Here is a 17905-nt window from a genome sequence, read left to right on the forward strand (position 1 = left end):
CTCCCCCGTCTATCCACGGTGACCGGGGAGTTCCATGGCCCACGACGTGATCCGCATCAAGGGCGCCCGCCAGAACAACCTCCGCAATCTGGACATCGACCTGCCACTGGGCGAGCTGGTGGTAGTCACCGGCGTGTCCGGCTCGGGTAAGTCGTCCCTGGCCTTCGACACGGTGTACTCCGAAGGGCAGCGCCGCTACGTGGAGACCTTCTCCCCCTACGCGCGGCAGTTTCTGGACCGCATGGACAAGCCGGCGGTGGACGCCATTGAGGGCATTCCGCCGTCCATCGCCATCGATCAGAACAACCCGGTGCGCACATCCCGCTCCACCGTGGGCACCATGACCGAGCTCAACGACCACCTGAAGCTGCTGTTTGCGCGCACGGCGCAGCTCTACTGCGGCGGCTGCGGCCAGCGGGTGCAGAAGGACGACCCGGAGAGCATCGCCGCCCGGCTGCTCGCCCGCGCCGAGGGGCAGCGCGCCATGGTGGTGGCCACAGTGGCCGTGCCCAAGGGGCTGACCGCCAAGGAGCTCAAGGGGCTGCTGGAAAGCCAGGGGTACACCCGTTTTCACAAGACGCTGAAGAACCGCGTCGAGGTGGTGGTGGACCGGGTGCGCCTGGCCGGCGATCGGCGCGACCGTCTGGTGGAGGCGCTGGAGGCCGGCCTGCACCTGGGGCGCGGCAACGTGGCCGTACATCCGCTGGACGACGACCGTAAGCCGCTGGATCCCTGGCGCTTCTCCGCGGACTTCCACTGCGCCGACTGCGACATCCACTACCAGGCGCCTTCGTCCAGCCTGTTCTCGTTCAACTCGCCGGTAGGTGCCTGCGAGACCTGCCGCGGTTTCGGGCGGGTCATGGGCATCGACTACTCCCTGGTGATCCCGGACGAGAACAAGACGCTGGCCGATGGCTGCATCCGCCCGTTCCAGTCCGGCCGCTCGGCGGAATCCCAGACGGATCTCATGCGCTACGCACGCCGCGCCGGCATCGCCACGGACATCCCGTGGAAGGATCTGCCCCAGGACCACCGCGACTGGGTCATCGAGGGGGAAGGCGGCTGGAACCAGCGCTGCTGGTACGGCGTGCGCCGCTACTTCGACTGGGTGGAGCGCAAGAGCTACAAAATGCACATGCGCGTGCTGCTGTCCCGCTACCGCAGCTACGACCGTTGCCCCGACTGCGACGGCGCGCGCCTCAAGCCCGAGCCCCTGCTGTGGCGCGTGGGCGGCCACGACGAGGTGGACCGGGTGGTGGCGCGCGACCACCGCTACCGGCCGCACGGCGCGCAGCTTGATCAGGAGCGCTTCCTGGGGCTACCCGGGCTCAACCTGCAGGACATGATGAACCTGCCTCTGGGACGCCTGCGCGACTACTTCGAGCATGTGGAGCTGCCCGCCCCGCTGGACGAGGCCGCCGAGCTGCTGCTGGACGGCATCCGCGCACGGCTGCGCTACCTCACCCAGGTAGGCCTGGGCTATCTCACCCTGGACCGCCAGTCGCGCACCCTCTCCGGCGGCGAGGTGCAGCGCATCAACCTCACCACGGCGCTGGGCACATCGCTGGTGAACACGCTGTTCGTGCTGGACGAGCCCAGCATCGGCCTGCACCCGCGCGACATGGGCCGCATCATCGAGGTGATGCACCGCCTGCGCGACGCCGGCAACTCGCTGCTGGTGGTGGAGCACGACCCGGACGTCATGCACGCCGCCAACCGCATCCTGGATATCGGCCCCGGCCCCGGCGAGCGGGGCGGCGAGATCGTCTGTTTCGATACCCCGGACAAGGTGGCCGGCACCGAGGGCTCGCTCACCGGCGACTACCTGGCCGGTCGGCGCAGCGTTGCCGCGGCGCGGCCGGACGTCCGCCGGGAACCGGCCGACCACTGGCTGCGCCTGCGCGGCGCCACCGAGCACAACCTGCAGGGCCTGGACGCGGACATCCCGCTGGAGCGACTGGTGTGCGTCACCGGCGTCTCCGGCTCCGGCAAATCCACCCTGGTCACGGACGTGCTCTACAACACCCTGGCCCGGCGCAAAGGCCACGGCACCAACCCGGCCGGTCACGTGGACGCCCTGGAGGGCGACGAGCACCTGGATGACGTGGTGCTGGTGGACCAGTCCCCCATCGGCAAGACCACCCGCTCCAACCCGGCCAGCTACGTGGGCGCCTTCGAGGCCATCCGCAAGGCCTACGCCGCCGAGCCGCTGGCCAGGGAGCGCGGTTACAAGCCCGGCACCTTCAGCTTCAACGGTGGCGCCGGCCGCTGCCCCACCTGCGGCGGCAACGGCTTCGAGCATGTGGAGATGCAGTTCCTCTCCGACGTCTACATCCGCTGCCCGGACTGCGATGGCCGCCGTTACCGCGACGACGTGCTGGAGGTGAAGCTGCCCCCGGCCCCGGGCGTGGACGACGCGCCCCGCTCCATCGCCGGTGCCTTGGAGCTTACGGTCACCGAGGCGGTGCGGTTCTTCGGCGACAACCGCGAGATCCGCAACCGGCTGGAGCCGCTGGAAGCGGTGGGCCTGGGCTACCTCAAGCTCGGCCAGCCGGTGCCCACCCTCTCCGGCGGTGAGGCACAGCGCGTGAAACTGGCCGGCCACCTGGGCGAGGCGGCGCGCCGGCGCAAGGGCCAGGGGCGCATGCTGTTCCTGTTCGACGAGCCCACCACCGGGCTTCACTTCGCCGACGTGGCAGTGCTGCTGCAGGCGTTCCAGCGGCTGCTGGACGCCGGCCACTCGCTGCTGGTGATCGAGCACAACCTGGACGTGATCGGCTGTGCCGACTGGCTCATCGACATGGGTCCGGAGGGCGGGGATCAGGGCGGCACGGTCGTCGCCGCGGGCACGCCGCAGGAGGTGATGGCGGTGGACGCCAGCCATACCGGAAGCGCTTTGCGGCAGTACCAGGGGGTCAATCCGAGTGTAGGAGCGACGTCCGTCGCGACAGGTCCAGGCACGGCGTCCAACGCCACACGGGTTGCGACTGACGTCACTCCTCCAGAGGCATCTGCCGTCGCCGAAGCCCCGGCGGCCTACGCCCCCGCCGACGCCATCACCATCCACCACGCCCGCGAACACAACCTCAAGAACATCGACATCCGCATCCCGCGCAACACGCTGACCGTGATCACCGGGCTGTCCGGCTCGGGCAAAAGCACGGTGGCCTTCGACATCCTGTTCAACGAGGGCCAGCGGCGGTACCTGGAGTCGTTGAACGCCTACGCGCGGCAGATCGTGCAACCCGCCAGCCGCCCGGACGTGGAAGCCATCTTCGGCATCCCGCCCACGGTGGCCATCGAGCAGCGCACCAGCCGCGGCGGGCGCAAGTCCACCGTGGCCACCATGACCGAGGTGCACCACTTCCTGCGGCTGCTGTACGTCAAGCTGGGCACCCAGTACTGCCCGGAGTGCGACGTGCCCATCGAGGCGCAGTCGCCAGAGGCCATCTGCGCGCGCATCCTCGCCGATTACCGTGACCGGGAGGTCACCCTGCTGGCGCCGCTGATCGCCGCGCGCAAGGGCGTGTACACGGATCTCGCCAAGTGGGCGGCGAACAAGGGCTTCGACCACCTGCGCGTGGACGGCGACGATCTGCCGACCGCCGACTGGCCGCGGCTGGACCGCTTCCGCGAGCACGACATCGACCTGCCATTGGCCACGTTCACGGTGGACCCGGCGAACGAGAACGCCCTGCGCACCACGGTCGAACGCGCACTGGAGTACGGCAAGCACACCCTGAAACTGGCCACCGACGGTGCCGCCGACGTTGTCTTCTCCAGCGAGCGCGCCTGCCCGTCCTGCGGCACCAGCTTCGAGGAGCCGGATCCGCGGCTGTTCTCCTACAACTCCAAGCACGGCTGGTGTCCATCGTGCTTTGGCACCGGCCAGGTGCTGCCCGGCTTCGACGCCGAGCAGACCGGCGAGGAGAACGCCTGGACCGAGGACGACGCCGAGCCGGTGATCTGCCCCACCTGTGACGGTCAGCGGCTCAACCCGGTGGCGCTGGCCATGCGGTTCAAGGGGCACAGCATTGCCGCAGTCTCGGAGCAGTCCGTGGCGCACGCGGCCGGCTGGGCCAACGACCTGAGCCTGACCGGCCGCGACGCCGCCATCGCCCAGGACATCCTGCCGGAGCTGCGCAACCGGCTGGAGTTCCTGCAGCAGGTGGGTCTGGGCTATCTCGCTCTGGACCGTGCCGCCCCCACCCTCTCCGGCGGCGAGGCCCAGCGCATCCGGCTGGCTGCCCAGCTCGGCTCAAGCCTGCAGGGCGTGTGCTACGTGCTGGACGAGCCCACCATCGGGCTGCACCCGCGGGACAACCGCATGCTGCTGGACACGCTCCAGCGTCTGGAGGGCCAGGGCAACACAATCGTGGTGGTGGAACACGATGAGGACACCATCCGCCGCGCCGAGCACGTCATCGACTTGGGCCCGGGCGCCGGGGTGAACGGCGGCCGCGTGGTGGCCGAGGGCACCGTGGACCAACTGCTGGCCAACCCGGACTCGGTCACCGGCCGCGCCCTCGGCAACCCGCTACGCCATCCGCTGCGCGGCGAGCGCCGGGGCTTTCCTGCCGAGCAGACGGTGACCGTGCAGCAGGCCAGCCTGCACAACCTGGTGAGCGTGGACGTCGACATCCCCCTGCACCGGCTGGTGTGCGTCACCGGCGTATCCGGCAGCGGCAAGTCGTCGCTGGTGCGCGGTGTCCTGCAGGCCGGCCTCAAGCGGCTCACCGGCCGCCGCCCCAGTGACCCGACGCCTGTCCTCGACGGCTGCGCCGGCATCACCGGCGCGGAACACGTGGACCGGGTGCTGGAAGTAGACCAGACACCCATCGGCAAGACACCCCGTTCCTGTCCGGCCACCTACATCGGCTTCTGGGACGCCACCCGCCGACTCTACGCCGACACCGAAGAGGCGCGGCTGCGTGGCTACAACGCCGGGCGGTTCTCGTTCAACACAAAGGACGGTCGCTGCCCCGGCTGCGACGGCCAAGGCGTGAAGAAGATCGAGATGAGCTTCCTGCCGGACGTCACCGTACCCTGCGAACTCTGCTACGGGCTGCGCTTCACGCCGGAGACCCTGGCAGTGACCTACAAGGGCAAGTCCATCGGCGACGTGCTCAACATGAGCGTGGACGAGGCGGTGGACTTCTTCAGCGCCCACCCGAAGATCCACCACGCCCTGGAGCTGCTGCAGGCGGTGGGGCTGGGTTACCTGACCCTGGGCCAGCAGAGCCCGACACTGTCCGGCGGCGAGGCCCAGCGCATCAAACTGGTCACCGAGCTGGCCAAAGCGCGACCCAACATGAAGGGCCGCCAGCAGCCCCACACCGTCTACGTGCTGGATGAACCCACCGTGGGCCTGCACATGGCCGATGTGGAGAAGCTCATCCATGTCCTCCACCGCCTCGTGGACGCCGGCAACACCGTGGTGCTGATCGAGCACAACCTGGACCTGATCGCCGAGGCGGACTGGCTCATCGACATGGGCCCCGAGGGCGGCGACGCCGGTGGGCAGGTGGTGGCGCGGGGTGTGCCGGAGGACGTGGCCGGTAAGGATGCATCCCACACGGCGCGAATCCTGGCCGAGTTTCTGGGCCATTTGCCGGGCCGGGCTCAGGGCCTCGGTCAGGAGTGAAGGACAGTCGTTCGACGCAGCGCATCGGCGAAATCTATCGACATGATCCCGATTTTGCATTGGCGTCTATCGACTGTGTGTTTTATAAAGGTGGACGTTGCGGCAGGATGCGGCAGCGCGCCCGGATCGTCTCCCCCGGGCAGCGACTACCACTCGACCCAGCCGCGCAACCGCAACGCCCGACACAGGCCTGACCGCCACGACAGACTATGCTGTGGTCAGGACGCAGAGGGATCTGTTCATCAAAACGGTAACGAACGGAGAGCAGTAGAGATGGCAAAGAGCGAGACTGCAGGCAAATGCCCGGTCGTGCATGGCGCGAATACGGAAGTCAAGGACTCCGTGATGGAATGGTGGCCGAACAACCTGAATCTGGACATCCTCCACCAGCACGACAGTAAAACCAACCCCATGGACCCGGACTTCGACTACCGGGACGAGGTCCGCAAGCTGGACTTCGATGCGGTCAAGAAGGACGTGACGGCGCTGATGACCGACAGTCAGGACTGGTGGCCCGCCGACTGGGGCCATTACGGCGGCCTGATGATCCGCATGACCTGGCATGCGGCCGGGAGCTATCGGGTGGCCGACGGCCGCGGCGGCGCCGGAACCGGTAATCAGCGCTTCGCACCCATCAACAGCTGGCCGGACAATGCCAACCTGGACAAGGCCCGCCGCCTCCTGTGGCCGATCAAGAAGAAGTACGGCAACAAGCTGAGCTGGGCCGACCTGATCGCGCTGGCCGGCAACGTCGCCTACGAGTCCATGGGCTTCAAGACCTTCGGCTTCTCCTTCGGCCGCGAAGACATCTGGCATCCGGAGAAGGATACCTACTGGGGTAGCGAGAAGGAGTGGCTCGCATCCAGCGACAATCCTGACAGCCGATACGACAAGGACCGCAACCCGGAGTCTCTGGAGAACCCGCTCGCGGCGGTGATGATGGGTCTGATCTACGTCAACCCGGAAGGTGTGGACGGTAATCCCGACCCGCAGAAGACCGCTCATGACGTGCGCGTGACCTTCGCCCGCATGGCGATGAATGACGAGGAGACCGTTGCCCTGACCGCTGGTGGTCATACGGTCGGCAAGTGCCACGGCAACGGCAATGCTGAGAATCTCGGCCCCGATCCTGAAACGGCCGATGTTGACGAGCAGGGCCTGGGCTGGAACAACAAGGTGTCCCGCGGAATCGGTCGTGATCAGGTGACCAGCGGCATCGAAGGCGCCTGGACTACCAATCCGATTCAGTGGGATAACGGCTACTTCTATCTGCTCCTCGAGTACGAGTGGGAGCTCACCAAGAGCCCGGCGGGGGCCTGGCAGTGGGAGCCCAAGGACATCAAGGAAGAGGACAAGCCGGTTGATGTGGAGGATCCCTCCATCCGTCTGAATCCGATCATGACGGATGCGGACATGGCCATGAAAGTGGACCCGGAATACCGGAAGATCTCCGAGAAGTTCTACAACGATCCGGAGTACTTCAATGAGGTATTCGCCCGCGCTTGGTTCAAGCTCATCCACCGCGACCTGGGCCCCAAGCAGCGCTACATCGGCCCGGAGGCGCCTACCGAGGATCTGATCTGGCAAGATCCCGTCCCTCAGGGCAGCACCGACTACAACGTGGAAGTGGTGAAGCAGAAGATCGCCGACAGCGGCCTGAGCATCGGCGACATGGTGGCCACCGCCTGGGACAGCGCCCGCACCTTCCGTCAGTCGGACAACCGGGGCGGTGCGAACGGCGCGCGCATCCGCCTGGCGCCGCAGAAGGACTGGATCGCCAACGAGCCGGAGCGGCTGGCCCGCGTGCTCAAGGTGCTTGAGGGCATCGCCTCCGAGACCGGCGCCAGTGTGGCCGACGTGATCGTGCTGGCGGGCAATGTCGGCATCGAGAAGGCGGCTCGGGCTGCGGGGCACGACATCGCTGTGCCCTTCCACCCCGGCCGCGGTGATGCCACGGCCGAGGTGACCGACGAGGAGTCCTTCCAGTGGCTGGAGCCGCTGTCTGACGGCTTCCGCAACTTCGTGAAGAAGGACTACACCGTCCAACCCGAGGAGTTGATGCTGGACCGCACCCAGCTCATGGGACTGACGGCGCCGGAGATGACGGTGCTGGTTGGCGGCATGCGCGTGCTCGGCACCAACCACGGCGGCACCAGGCACGGCGTGTTCACGGACCGCGAGGGTCAGCTGACGAACGATTTCTTTGTCAACCTGACCGACATGGCCTACACGTGGGTGCCCACCGGCAATAACGTCTACGAGATCCGCGATCGCAAGACGGACAAGCCCAGGTGGACCGCCACCCGGGTGGATCTGGTGTTCGGCTCCAACTCGATCCTGCGGTCCTACGCGGAGGTGTACGCTCAGGACGACAACCAGGAGAAGTTCGTCAAGGACTTCGTTGCCGCCTGGACCAAGGTGATGAACGCCGACCGCTTCGACCTGGAGTAATCCGGCCACTGCGGATGGACTGCCATCCGCGTTGTCACCGAACGGGAGGTCGCGAGCGCGACCTCCCGTTTTTTGTTGGCGCCTGGGTGGTCGCGGCTTGCGCCGCTCCTACAGCGGGCCCGGGCACGGCTTCGTAGGAGCGGCGCAAGCCGCGACCACCCAGCGCAGATCCGGCATCGTCCCGCAGGAGCGACGTCAGTCGCGACCATCCAGACCGTTGTAGGCCGGGAAATCGGCCGCGTAGCACACCGGCGAACTGCCGGGATCCTCCTGCCGGCCGGCCAGTCGTTCCCGCAGAACGTCGCGCAGCACCACGGCGTTGTTGTGCTCCCGGTCCCGGGCGGCGAAAACGAGGGTCAGCGGGCCCTCACCGGCCTGAGCCAGCAGGCGGTCCAGAGCGTCTGGCATGGCCGCCAGTTCGGCGCGATAGCACGCATGGAAACGTTCCCAGCGCTTCGGATCATGACCGAACCACCGGCGCAGTTCCGAGGTCGGCGCCAGATCCCGCTCCCACGCATCGACAGCGGCATCCGCCTTGCGCACACCCCGGGGCCAGACGCGATCCACCAGCACCCGCCGGCCGTCACCGGCTTCCGGCGGGTCGTAGACCCGCTTGCAGCGGATCTCCATGACACCTCCGCTCAGCCGTCCGCCTGCGCCTCCTGGTAACCGTAGACCATGAGGATGAAGGCGTAGCGGTACGCCACCTCTTCGAGAAAGTCGAACCGGCCACCCGGACCGCCGTGTCCTGCGCTCATGTTCGTGCGCAGGAGCAGCAGGTTGTCATCCTGCTTCAGGGTCCGCAGACGGGCCACCCACTTGGCCGGCTCCCAGTAGGTTACGCGCGGATCCGACACCCCGGCGGTCACCAGGATGTGGGGGTAGTACTGCGCGTTCACGTTGTCGTAGGGCGAATAGGCTAGGATCCCCTGATACGCAGACGCATCCTCGATGGGGTTGCCCCACTCCGGCCACTCCGGTGGTGTCAGGGGCAGACTCGGGTCGAGCATGGTGTTGAGCACGTCCACGAAGGGCACATCCGCCACTGCCGCGTGAAACAGCTCGGGACGCCGGTTGAGCACCGCACCCACCAGCATGCCGCCGGCACTGCCGCCATGGGCGGTGATCCGGCCTGCCGTGGTGTAGCCCGCGGCAATCAGCCGCTCCGCGCAGGCGATGTAGTCATCGAAGGTATTGGACTTGCTCTCCAGCTTGCCGTCCCGGTACCAGCGATAGCCGCGGTCCTTGCCACCGCGCACGTGGGCCAAGGCGTAGACGAATCCCCGGTTCACCAGGCTCAGGCGCAGGGGCGAGAATCCGGGCAGGTCGATCATGCCGTAGGAGCCGTAGCCGTAGAGCAGCAGCGGCGTGGCCGGCCCCGGGGTGACGTCACGGTGGTGGAACAGGGAGATGGGCACCTGCTCGCCATCCGGCGCGGTGGCGAACAGCCGCCGGGTCACATAGGCGTCCGGGTCGTGCCCGCTGGGCACCTCCTGCTCCTTGCGCAGCATGCGCCCGCGGGTGGCCATGTCGTAGTCGTACACCCGCGTAGGGGTCGAGAAGGAGCTGTAGGTCAGCCGCAGGGTCACGGTGTCGAATTCGTAACCGGGGATCACGCCGAGGTCGTAGCAGTCCTCGTCGAAGCGCACGGCATGCTCCTCCCCGGAGGCCATATGGCGCACGACGATGGACGGCAACGCATCGGCGATCTCGACGCGCACGAGGTAGTCGCGGTAGACGATCATGCCCTGGATCAGTCGCCCCGGCTCGTGGGCGACGACATCCTCCCAGCCCGCGCGATCCGGCGACTCGAGTGGCGCGCGCACGATGCGGAAGTCCTCGGCACCCCGGTTGGTCAGGATCAGCCAGTGATCGCCGTGATCGGCCACGTCGTACTCGACGCCGGTCTCCCGGGGCAGCAGCAGCCACGGTTCCGCGTCGGGGTTGTCCGCCGGGATGACGCGGACCTCGCTGGTGACGTGATCGTGGCTGGAGATGACCAGGTACCGGCCGCTCTCGGTCTTGTCCATGCCCACGAAGAAGCCGTCGTCGGGCTCTTCATAAACGAGGTGATCCGCTGCCGGATCTTCACCGAGGCGGTGGCGGTAGACCCATTTGGGCCGGTGGTCGTCATCCAGCACGGTGTAGAACAGGGTGCGCCCGTCCGCCGCCCAGTCGAAGTCACCACGGGCATCGCGAATACTGTCCGGCAGGTCGGTGCCGGTCTGCAGATCGCGGATACGGATGGTCCAGCTCTCGGCACCGGAGGTGTCCACGGCGTAGGCGAGATAGCGGTGATCCGGGCTGTGCTCGACGCCGCCCAGGCGGAAGTAGTCGTGCCCCGCGGATTCGCCGTCGCCATCCAGCAGGATGTCCTCCGGTGCGTCCTCCACCCCTTCCCGGCGGCAGAGCAGCGGGTGCTGGCCGCCCTCGCGGTAACGGCTGTAGTAGTAGAACGAGCCGTCCTTCATGGGGACAGAGCTGTCGTCCTCACGGATGCGGCCGCGCAACTCCCGGAACAGGGCATCACGGAAGGCCTCAGTAGGCGCCATGACCGCGTCCGCGTAGTCGTTCTCCGCTTCCAGATAGGCGCGTATCGGCGCGGCCAGCTGTGCCGGGTCGCGCATGGCCTCGCGCCAGTTCGGGTCGCGCAGCCAGGCGTAGGGATCGTCCCGCTCATGGCCGTGGTGGGCGCTGACACTGGACTGCCGCTCGGCGATCGGCGGTTTGCTGCGTTCGTTTCCACTCATTGAGAGGTCATCCGTTTCATGCGTTGCCCGGGGTCATGTCGTCCGGTGATTCGAAATAGTCGCTGCTCCGGGCCATTTCCTCCACCAGCTGCTGCAGCAACTGCATGCGCCATTCCGCCGTTCGCAGCTGCGCGCAATCCGGGCAGCGCGGGTCCTCGCAGGGCTGCCGCGTGTACAGCCAGTAGTGGACAGCCCCGGAGAGCAGGCCATCGGCGATATCGCCCATGTCGGCATCCTGGTCCCGCTCAGCCAGTTGATTGCCCAGATCGACCACGGCCTGGGCTGCGGTATCGATGGTGCGTTGTTCGTCTTGCATGCACGACCCACTTTGTCCGTTCGGGTGAGGTGACCTTCGAGGCGCAGTGTAACAAGTCCCGGCGCGGTGAAGCGCGCGCCGGTTGTGCACAGCAATGAAAACGGGCTGTCAACCCCTCCACGCCGGAGAGAACAAACGGAAAATGCAGAGAACCACTACACACAAACGCTTTTAACTACCTGACACAAAAGGATATTGAAAAAACTGCCGAAAAGTTCACCAATCTGACATAAAGCCCCTGCCGATAGGGGTTTCGGCGCCGCTTACAGATATTATCCACACAGTTATCCACAGGAACTGTGGACAACGGACTAGACCGACTGAACCTCCGTTTCGTGGCACCATGAGTCCATCGGACCGCACAGGAGGACACCATGGAGACCATCGACTGGGATCACTTCCAGGCCGTGGAGCTGCGCGCGGGAACAATCACCGCCGCCGAACCGTTCCCGGAAGCGCGCCGCCCCGCCTACAGGCTGACCGTGGATTTCGGGCCCGAACTGGGGCAACGCCGCTCCAGTGCGCAGATCACCGACCACTACGAACCAGACAGCCTCATCGGCCGGCAAGTGATTGCTGTCGTTAACTTTCCGCCCAAGCAGATCGGCCCGATGCGCTCCGAATGCCTGGTAACGGGGCTGTATCAGGACGACGGCAGCGTTGTCCTCGCGGTGCCCGACAGGACCGTTCCCAACGGCGCTCGACTGGGGTGAGTCACCGCACCAGCGGCTTCAACAACCCGACGAAAGGCTATGGTCACCCGCTCCAGTTTCTGCTTTATTCAAGTGTAGAAAACGCTTGGGGGGCAGGGCCTGCGTATTCGCGCGCCCAAGTGTCGTCATCGCACCGTCACCAGAAGGACGGAGGGACGCAGCGTGCGCAATGGAGCGCCGGACGCGGAGTTGTACTACGGCCACGGGAAAACCGTGGGACATGAATTTCCCATTGCCAGCCTGACGCCGATTCTACAGTGGCTGTGCCTGGATCCAGGGCTGAGCGGAGCCTTCGTCCTTCGTTGGACCCAGGGGCGGGCGAGCCTCATTGGTGCCGCCGGCGATACCCACAATCTCGCTGAACTCTCCCACACAGCCGCCCGGTTCCTGCCCTACCCGGAGTCTGCAATCACCACAACGGCGGAACAGGACCTCCCGCTACCGGCCCGCGGCCTTCGGCTCATCCCCTTGCCGGACCCGAAGGAAGACCTATTGCTCTGCCTGTTCACTCCCGAGAATCAAGCGGGGGCGCCTCCGGAGCCGCCCCCGGAAGCACTCGACGCCCTGTCTGCGCACCTGCAGCTGCTGCTGGAGCGGCGGCGGGAGGCCCAGTCGCAGACAGGCCATATCGCCCACGCCAGCCTGCTGCAACAGACCCTCGACGGCCTCGACGACCCGCTATGCACCTGCGACCGCCAGGGGCGGATTCTGTCAGCCAACCGGGCACTGAGCCGCCTGCTTGGCCAGGAGCGCCAGGAACTGGTCGGGCGCAACCTTGCCACGCTGCTCAGCGAGGACGACCTCTCAGTGGGCGAATTCCTCCAGCCCCACGGCGGCAGCGATTACCCAGACACCGCCCGAACCTGGCGGCTGCAGGTCCCGCTGGCACGTCAGCAGCAGGTGGTGCTGCGCAAGACGCTGCTGCACCACGACGGCCACTCCCAGCGGATACTGCTGCGGTGGTACACCACCGGTGCGACGTGTACCAACCTGCAGGATGCCCGCACCCTGGTCCTGGAGCGGGTTGCGCGTCGCGAACCGGTAACCAGCACCCTCTCTACCATCTGTGAGATCGCCGAGAACCAGTGGCCCGGGAGCCTCGCCATTATCTCAGTCCCCAAGCCGGAGGGCGGACGGCTGCTGGCGGCACCAAGCATGACCGAGCACTTCCGCCACGGCATCGAGAGCCATCATCGTTTCGATCCGGACGAGAGCCTCTGCGCCACGGTGGTCGCCACCGGCGAAAGGCACATCTGCCCGGACGTGCGCATGGAGGACCGCTGGCCGGATTACCGCTGGTTCGCCGTGGCCCACGGCATCCACAGCATCTGGGGCGAGCCACTCATCACCCGTGACGGCAATACGGTTGGGGCGATTACGGTCTGCCACCGCCACGCCGGCCAGCCCAACAGCCAGCAACTGGACGTAATGAAACGACTGGCCGATCTTGCGGCGCTGACGGTGAGCCACGCCAACTTCCTGGAGGAGCTGGAGTCCCACGCCTTTCACGACGGCCTCACGGGACTGCCGAATCGCCGGCTACTCAGTGACCGGCTACGGCACCAGCTCGGACTGGCACGGCGCACCCATCGGCCGGTCGCGGTCATGCTGCTGGATGTGGATGGGTTCAAGCAGGTTAACGACGAGCGCGGGCACGACGAAGGCGACCAGTTACTGTGCCGTCTTTCCGCGCAGCTGGCCGGCGTGCTCCGCCCCGGCGACACCCTGGCCCGACTGGGCGGCGACGAATTCGTGGTCATCGCCGGCATCGCACGCAGCGGCGACGCCGCGGCGGTGGCCGAGAAGCTGCTGGCGGCAGCGGCCCGCATGCCCTCGGAACTCCCTGTCGGCCTGAGCATCGGCATCAGCCTGTTCCCGGATCACGGCGACTCCGAGCGGCCCCTGCTCCACCGGGCGGACCGCGCCATGTACCAGGCCAAGGAGCACGGCAAGAACCGCTGGTGCATCTACTCCCCTGCACGGCCCTGAGACCCGCCTGCGGCCTCAATCCGTCGCTGCAAGAGCCGGCCGGAACCCTGTATCATCGCAACAGGGCCGGCGGTGCCGGCAGCACTCGCAAACAGCCATCGGGGGTGGTATGCGGATCGTCGTGATCGGCGCCGGGGTACTGGGAGTCACAACGGCCTGGTACCTCGCTCGGGACGGTCATGCAGTCACGGTGGTGGACCGCGACCCGATGCCAGGCCAGCAGACCAGCTACGCCAACGGCGGACTGCTGCACGCCAGCCACGCGGAACCCTGGAATGCGCCCGGTGTTGTCTGGCAGCTGCTGCGCTGGATCGGCCGCGAGGACTCTCCCCTGCTGCTGCGCCCCGGCCAGATCCCCCGGCTCACGGGCTGGGGGCTCGGGTTCCTGCGCAACAGCACGCGCCACCGTTTCGAACGCAACACCAGCGTCAATGCCGCCCTGGCGGTCTACAGCCTGCAGCAGCTACGTCAGTTGCGCCGGGATACGGGCATCCGTTACGACGACGGCCAGAACGGCATCCTCAAGGTCTTCCACGAGCGTGCCGCCATGGACAAGGCGCAGCACGCATCCACCTTGATGGCCCCGCTGGGCGTGCGGCACTCGGTGCTGGACGCGCGCCAGACGATCGCCCTGGAGCCGTCACTGGGCGAGGCCGAGGACCAGCTCACCGGCGGCATCTACTACCCGGACGACGAAAGCGGAGATGCCCTGCTGTTCACGCAACGCCTGGCTGCGCTGGCAGAGGCGGAGGGGGTGACATTCCGTTACGGCGTCGATGTCCGGGGCCTGCGTCGCGAAGGCCATCGGATCGCCTGCGTGGAGACGGACACCGGCGATATCGAGGCGGATGGCTTCGTGATTGCCGCGGGCAACGACAGCAAGCGTCTTGCCGCAGCGCACGGCATCCGCCTGCCCATCTACCCGGTCAAGGGTTACTCCGTGACGCTGCCGCTGGCCGGCTGGTGGAACCCGCCAGTCATCCCGCTCATCGACGACGCGCGGAAGGTCGTGGTCACCGTGCTGGGTGATCGCATCCGCCTGGCGGGCACCGCCGAGTTCGCGGGCTACGACACCAGCCTGCAGACGCGCCGCGCCGCCACCGTGCTGCGCCAGGCGTCGGGGCTGTTCCCCAGCCTCGGCGAGCACACGGAGCAGCACACCCCGGATTACTGGACGGGGCTGCGCCCCATGACCGTGGACGGCCCGCCGGTGCTGGGCCCGTCGCCCCTGTCCAACCTGTTCCTCAATACCGGCCCCGGCCACCTGGGCTGGACCTTCGCCTGCGGCTGCTCCCGCCTGGTGGCGGATGTCGTCAACGGCGAAACCCCAGCCATCGGGCTCGACGGACTGGGGTTGCAGCGGTTCCAGCGCTGGTAGGCGAGCCGCCGCTCCCGGGGCGGGAGCGGCGGTAACTCACGCGGCTTCGTGCGCCTTGCGTTCGAAGGTGAATCCATCGTCGCCGTGGTCCACCTCGATCAGATCCCCGGGGCCGAAGTTCCCCTCAAGGATCTCGTGGGCCAGGCTGTTCTCCACCTGCGACTGGATCACCCGCTTCAGCGGACGCGCGCCGTAGACCGGATCGAACCCGGCCTCGGAGAGCTTGCCCAGCGCTTCGTCGGTGAAGCGGATGGCCATGTCTTTCTCCGCCAGCCGTTCCGACAGGTAGCGGGTCTGGATCGCGGCAATGGACTTGATCTGGGCCTGATCCAGCGGATGGAACACCACCACGTCGTCGACCCGGTTGATGAACTCCGGCCGGAAATGGGTGCCGACGATGTCCATGACCGAGGCGCGCATCTGCGTGTAGTGCTCCTCACCCGCCATGGACTGGATGATCTCCGAGCCCAGGTTGGACGTCATGACGATGACCGTGTTGCGGAAGTCCACGGTGCGGCCGTGGCCGTCCGTGAGCCGGCCGTCATCCAGCACCTGCAGCAGGATGTTGAAGACATCGGCGTGGGCCTTCTCCACCTCGTCCAGCAGGATCACGGAATAGGGCTTGCGGCGCACGGCTTCCGTCAGATAGCCGCCCTCCTCGTAGCCCACGTACCCCGGCGGCGCGCCGACGAGGCGGGCCACGGAGTGCTTCTCCATGAACTCCGACATGTCGATGCGGACCATGGCCTCCTCGGTATCGAACAGGAAGGTGGCCAAGGCCTTGCAGAGCTCGGTCTTGCCAACGCCGGTAGGGCCGAGGAACAGGAACGAGCCGTTCGGCCGATTGGGGTCGGACAACCCGGCGCGCGAACGGCGGATGGCATCGGCCACCACCTTCACCGCCTCCTGCTGGCCGATGACCCGCTCGCCCAACGCCTCCTCCATGCGCAGCAGCTTGGCCTTCTCGCCCTCGAGCATCTTGGACACGGGGATACCGGTCCACTTGGAGACCACCTCGGCGATCTCCTCCTCGCCCACCTCGCTGCGCAGCAGTTGCTTGCTGCCGGTCATGTCGGCCTGGGAGGCCATGTCCAGCTTGCGCTCCAGCTCGGGGATACGGCCGTACTGCAGCTCCGACATGCGAGTGAGATCGCCGGCGCGGCGCGCGGTCTCCATCTCCTGACGAGCCCGCTCGAGCTGCTCCTTGATGGTGGTTGTGCCTTCCACCGACGCTTTCTCGGAGTTCCAGATCTCCTCCAGCTCGCGGTACTCCTGCTCCAGCCGCTCGACCTCTTCCTCCAGAGTATTCAGCCGCTTCTTCGACGCCTCGTCCTCTTCCTTGTTCAGGGCCTCGCGCTCGATCTTGAGCTGGATGAGCCGCCGTTCCAGACGATCCATGGACTCCGGCTTGGAGTCGATCTCCATGCGGATGCGGCTGGCCGCCTCGTCGATGAGGTCGATGGCCTTGTCCGGCAGCTGCCGGTCAGTGATGTACCGATGCGACAGGGTCGCCGCGGCGACAATGGCCGGGTCGGTGATCTCCACCTTGTGGTGGACCTCGTAGCGCTCCTTGAGCCCGCGCAGGATGGCGATGCTGTCCTCCACCGAGGGCTCGTCCACCAGCACCTTCTGGAACCGCCGCTCCAGGGCGGCGTCCTTCTCGATGTTCTGGCGGTACTCGTCCAGGGTGGTGGCGCCGATGCAGTGCAGCTCGCCCCGAGCCAGCGCCGGCTTCAGCATGTTGCCGGCGTCCATGGAGCCTTCCGCCTTGCCGGCACCGACGATGGTGTGGATCTCGTCGATGAACAGGATGATCTGCCCCTCCTGCTTGGACAGATCGTTGAGCACGCCCTTGAGGCGCTCCTCGAACTCGCCGCGGAATTTCGCGCCCGCGATCAGGGCGCCCATGTCCAGGGACAGCAGCCGCTTGTGCTTCAGCCCCTCGGGCACCTCGCCGTTGATGATGCGCTGGGCCAGCCCCTCGACGATGGCGGTCTTGCCCACGCCGGGCTCGCCGATCAGCACCGGGTTGTTCTTGGTGCGCCGCTGCAGCACCTGCACGGTCCGGCGGATCTCGTCGTCACGGCCGATCACCGGGTCGAGCTTGCCCTGTTCGGCGCGCTCGGTGAGATCGATGGTGTACTTCTCCAGCGCCTGGCGCTGGTCCTCGGCGTTGGGGTCGTTCACCGCCTCACCGCCACGGACCTCCTCGATGGCGTTCTCGAGCTTTTCCCTGGTCGCACCCGCCTTGCGCAGCAGCTCGCCCAGGTTGCCCTTGTCCTCCACCGCGGCGAGCACGAACAGCTCGCTGGAGATGTACTGGTCCTTGCGCTTCTGCGCGAGCTTGTCGGTCTGGTTCAGCAGCCGCTGGATGTCGTTGGACAGGCCCACCTGGCCGTCACTGCCCTCCACCGAGGCGAGACGCTCCATGGCCTCGCCCAGTTGCGAGCGCAGGTAGTTGACGTTGACGCCGGCCTGGTTGAGGAGATGACGGACCGTGCCGCCCTCCTGATCCAGCAGCGCCACCATCAGGTGCACCGGCTCGATGAACTGGTGATCCCGACCGACCGCCAGCGACTGGGCGTCGGCCAGGGCGTTTTGAAACTTGGTTGTCAATCGATCCATTCGCATGGGGTTGGGTCCTCGAATTCCTGTGGATATCTC

General features: G+C 66.8%; 9 protein-coding genes. 5 read left to right on the forward strand and 4 right to left on the reverse strand.

All coding sequences use genetic code 11. The features are described 5' to 3' along the window. The first annotated feature begins 34 nt into the window (after positions 1-34). Positions 35-5644 carry an excinuclease ABC subunit UvrA gene (gene uvrA, locus ACNSTU_RS16035; RefSeq protein WP_418212665.1) on the forward strand — a complete coding sequence of 1870 codons (5610 nt, stop codon included), beginning with the start codon at positions 35-37 and terminating at the stop codon, positions 5642-5644. Positions 5645-5917: 273 nt separating this feature from the next. Then, positions 5918-8095 carry a catalase/peroxidase HPI gene (gene katG / locus ACNSTU_RS16040; protein WP_290631960.1) on the forward strand — a complete coding sequence of 726 codons (2178 nt, stop codon included), beginning with the start codon at positions 5918-5920 and terminating at the stop codon, positions 8093-8095. A gap of 195 nt (positions 8096-8290) precedes the next feature. On the opposite strand, the gene ACNSTU_RS16045 is transcribed toward katG, so the two are convergent. Genes ACNSTU_RS16045 through ACNSTU_RS16055 form a run of 3 tightly spaced genes read right to left on the reverse strand, consistent with a single transcriptional unit; the run spans position 8291 to position 11161 of the window. Next, positions 8291-8725: a DUF488 domain-containing protein gene (locus ACNSTU_RS16045; protein WP_290631958.1), complete on the reverse strand. Its 435-nt coding sequence runs from the start codon at positions 8723-8725 to the stop codon at positions 8291-8293. Positions 8726-8736: 11 nt separating this feature from the next. Further along, the gene (locus ACNSTU_RS16050) at positions 8737-10845 is read right to left on the reverse strand and encodes a S9 family peptidase (protein ID WP_290631956.1); all 2109 of its coding nucleotides are present in this window, start codon (positions 10843-10845) and stop codon (positions 8737-8739) included. A gap of 16 nt (positions 10846-10861) precedes the next feature. Beyond that, positions 10862-11161, reverse strand: a complete 300-nt coding sequence (locus tag ACNSTU_RS16055; RefSeq protein WP_290631954.1) for a hypothetical protein — start codon at positions 11159-11161, stop codon at positions 10862-10864. A 374-nt stretch (positions 11162-11535) separates the two neighbouring features. On the opposite strand from ACNSTU_RS16055, the gene ACNSTU_RS16060 reads away from it, so the two are divergent. The 3 genes from ACNSTU_RS16060 to ACNSTU_RS16070 all read left to right on the forward strand — a co-directional run bounded on the left by ACNSTU_RS16060 (position 11536) and on the right by ACNSTU_RS16070 (position 15241). After that, entirely contained in the window at positions 11536-11874 is a 339-nt protein-coding gene (locus tag ACNSTU_RS16060; protein ID WP_290631952.1) for a tRNA-binding protein, read from the forward strand. 162 nt (positions 11875-12036) lie between these two features. After that, on the forward strand, positions 12037-13863 hold the full coding sequence (locus tag ACNSTU_RS16065) for a diguanylate cyclase domain-containing protein (protein WP_290637045.1): 1827 nt from the start codon (positions 12037-12039) through the stop codon (positions 13861-13863). A 109-nt stretch (positions 13864-13972) separates the two neighbouring features. After that, on the forward strand, positions 13973-15241 hold the full coding sequence (locus ACNSTU_RS16070) for a D-amino acid dehydrogenase (protein ID WP_290637044.1): 1269 nt from the start codon (positions 13973-13975) through the stop codon (positions 15239-15241). 36 nt (positions 15242-15277) lie between these two features. Here the strand turns inward: ACNSTU_RS16070 and clpB are convergent, their stop codons facing one another. After that, positions 15278-17872, reverse strand: a complete 2595-nt coding sequence (gene clpB, locus ACNSTU_RS16075; protein WP_290637043.1) for an ATP-dependent chaperone ClpB — start codon at positions 17870-17872, stop codon at positions 15278-15280. Between the last annotated feature and the right edge of the window lie 33 nt (positions 17873-17905).

The sequence above is a fragment of the Aquisalimonas sp. APHAB1-3 genome, from assembly GCF_048323695.1.
GTDB lineage: Bacteria > Pseudomonadota > Gammaproteobacteria > Nitrococcales > Aquisalimonadaceae > Aquisalimonas.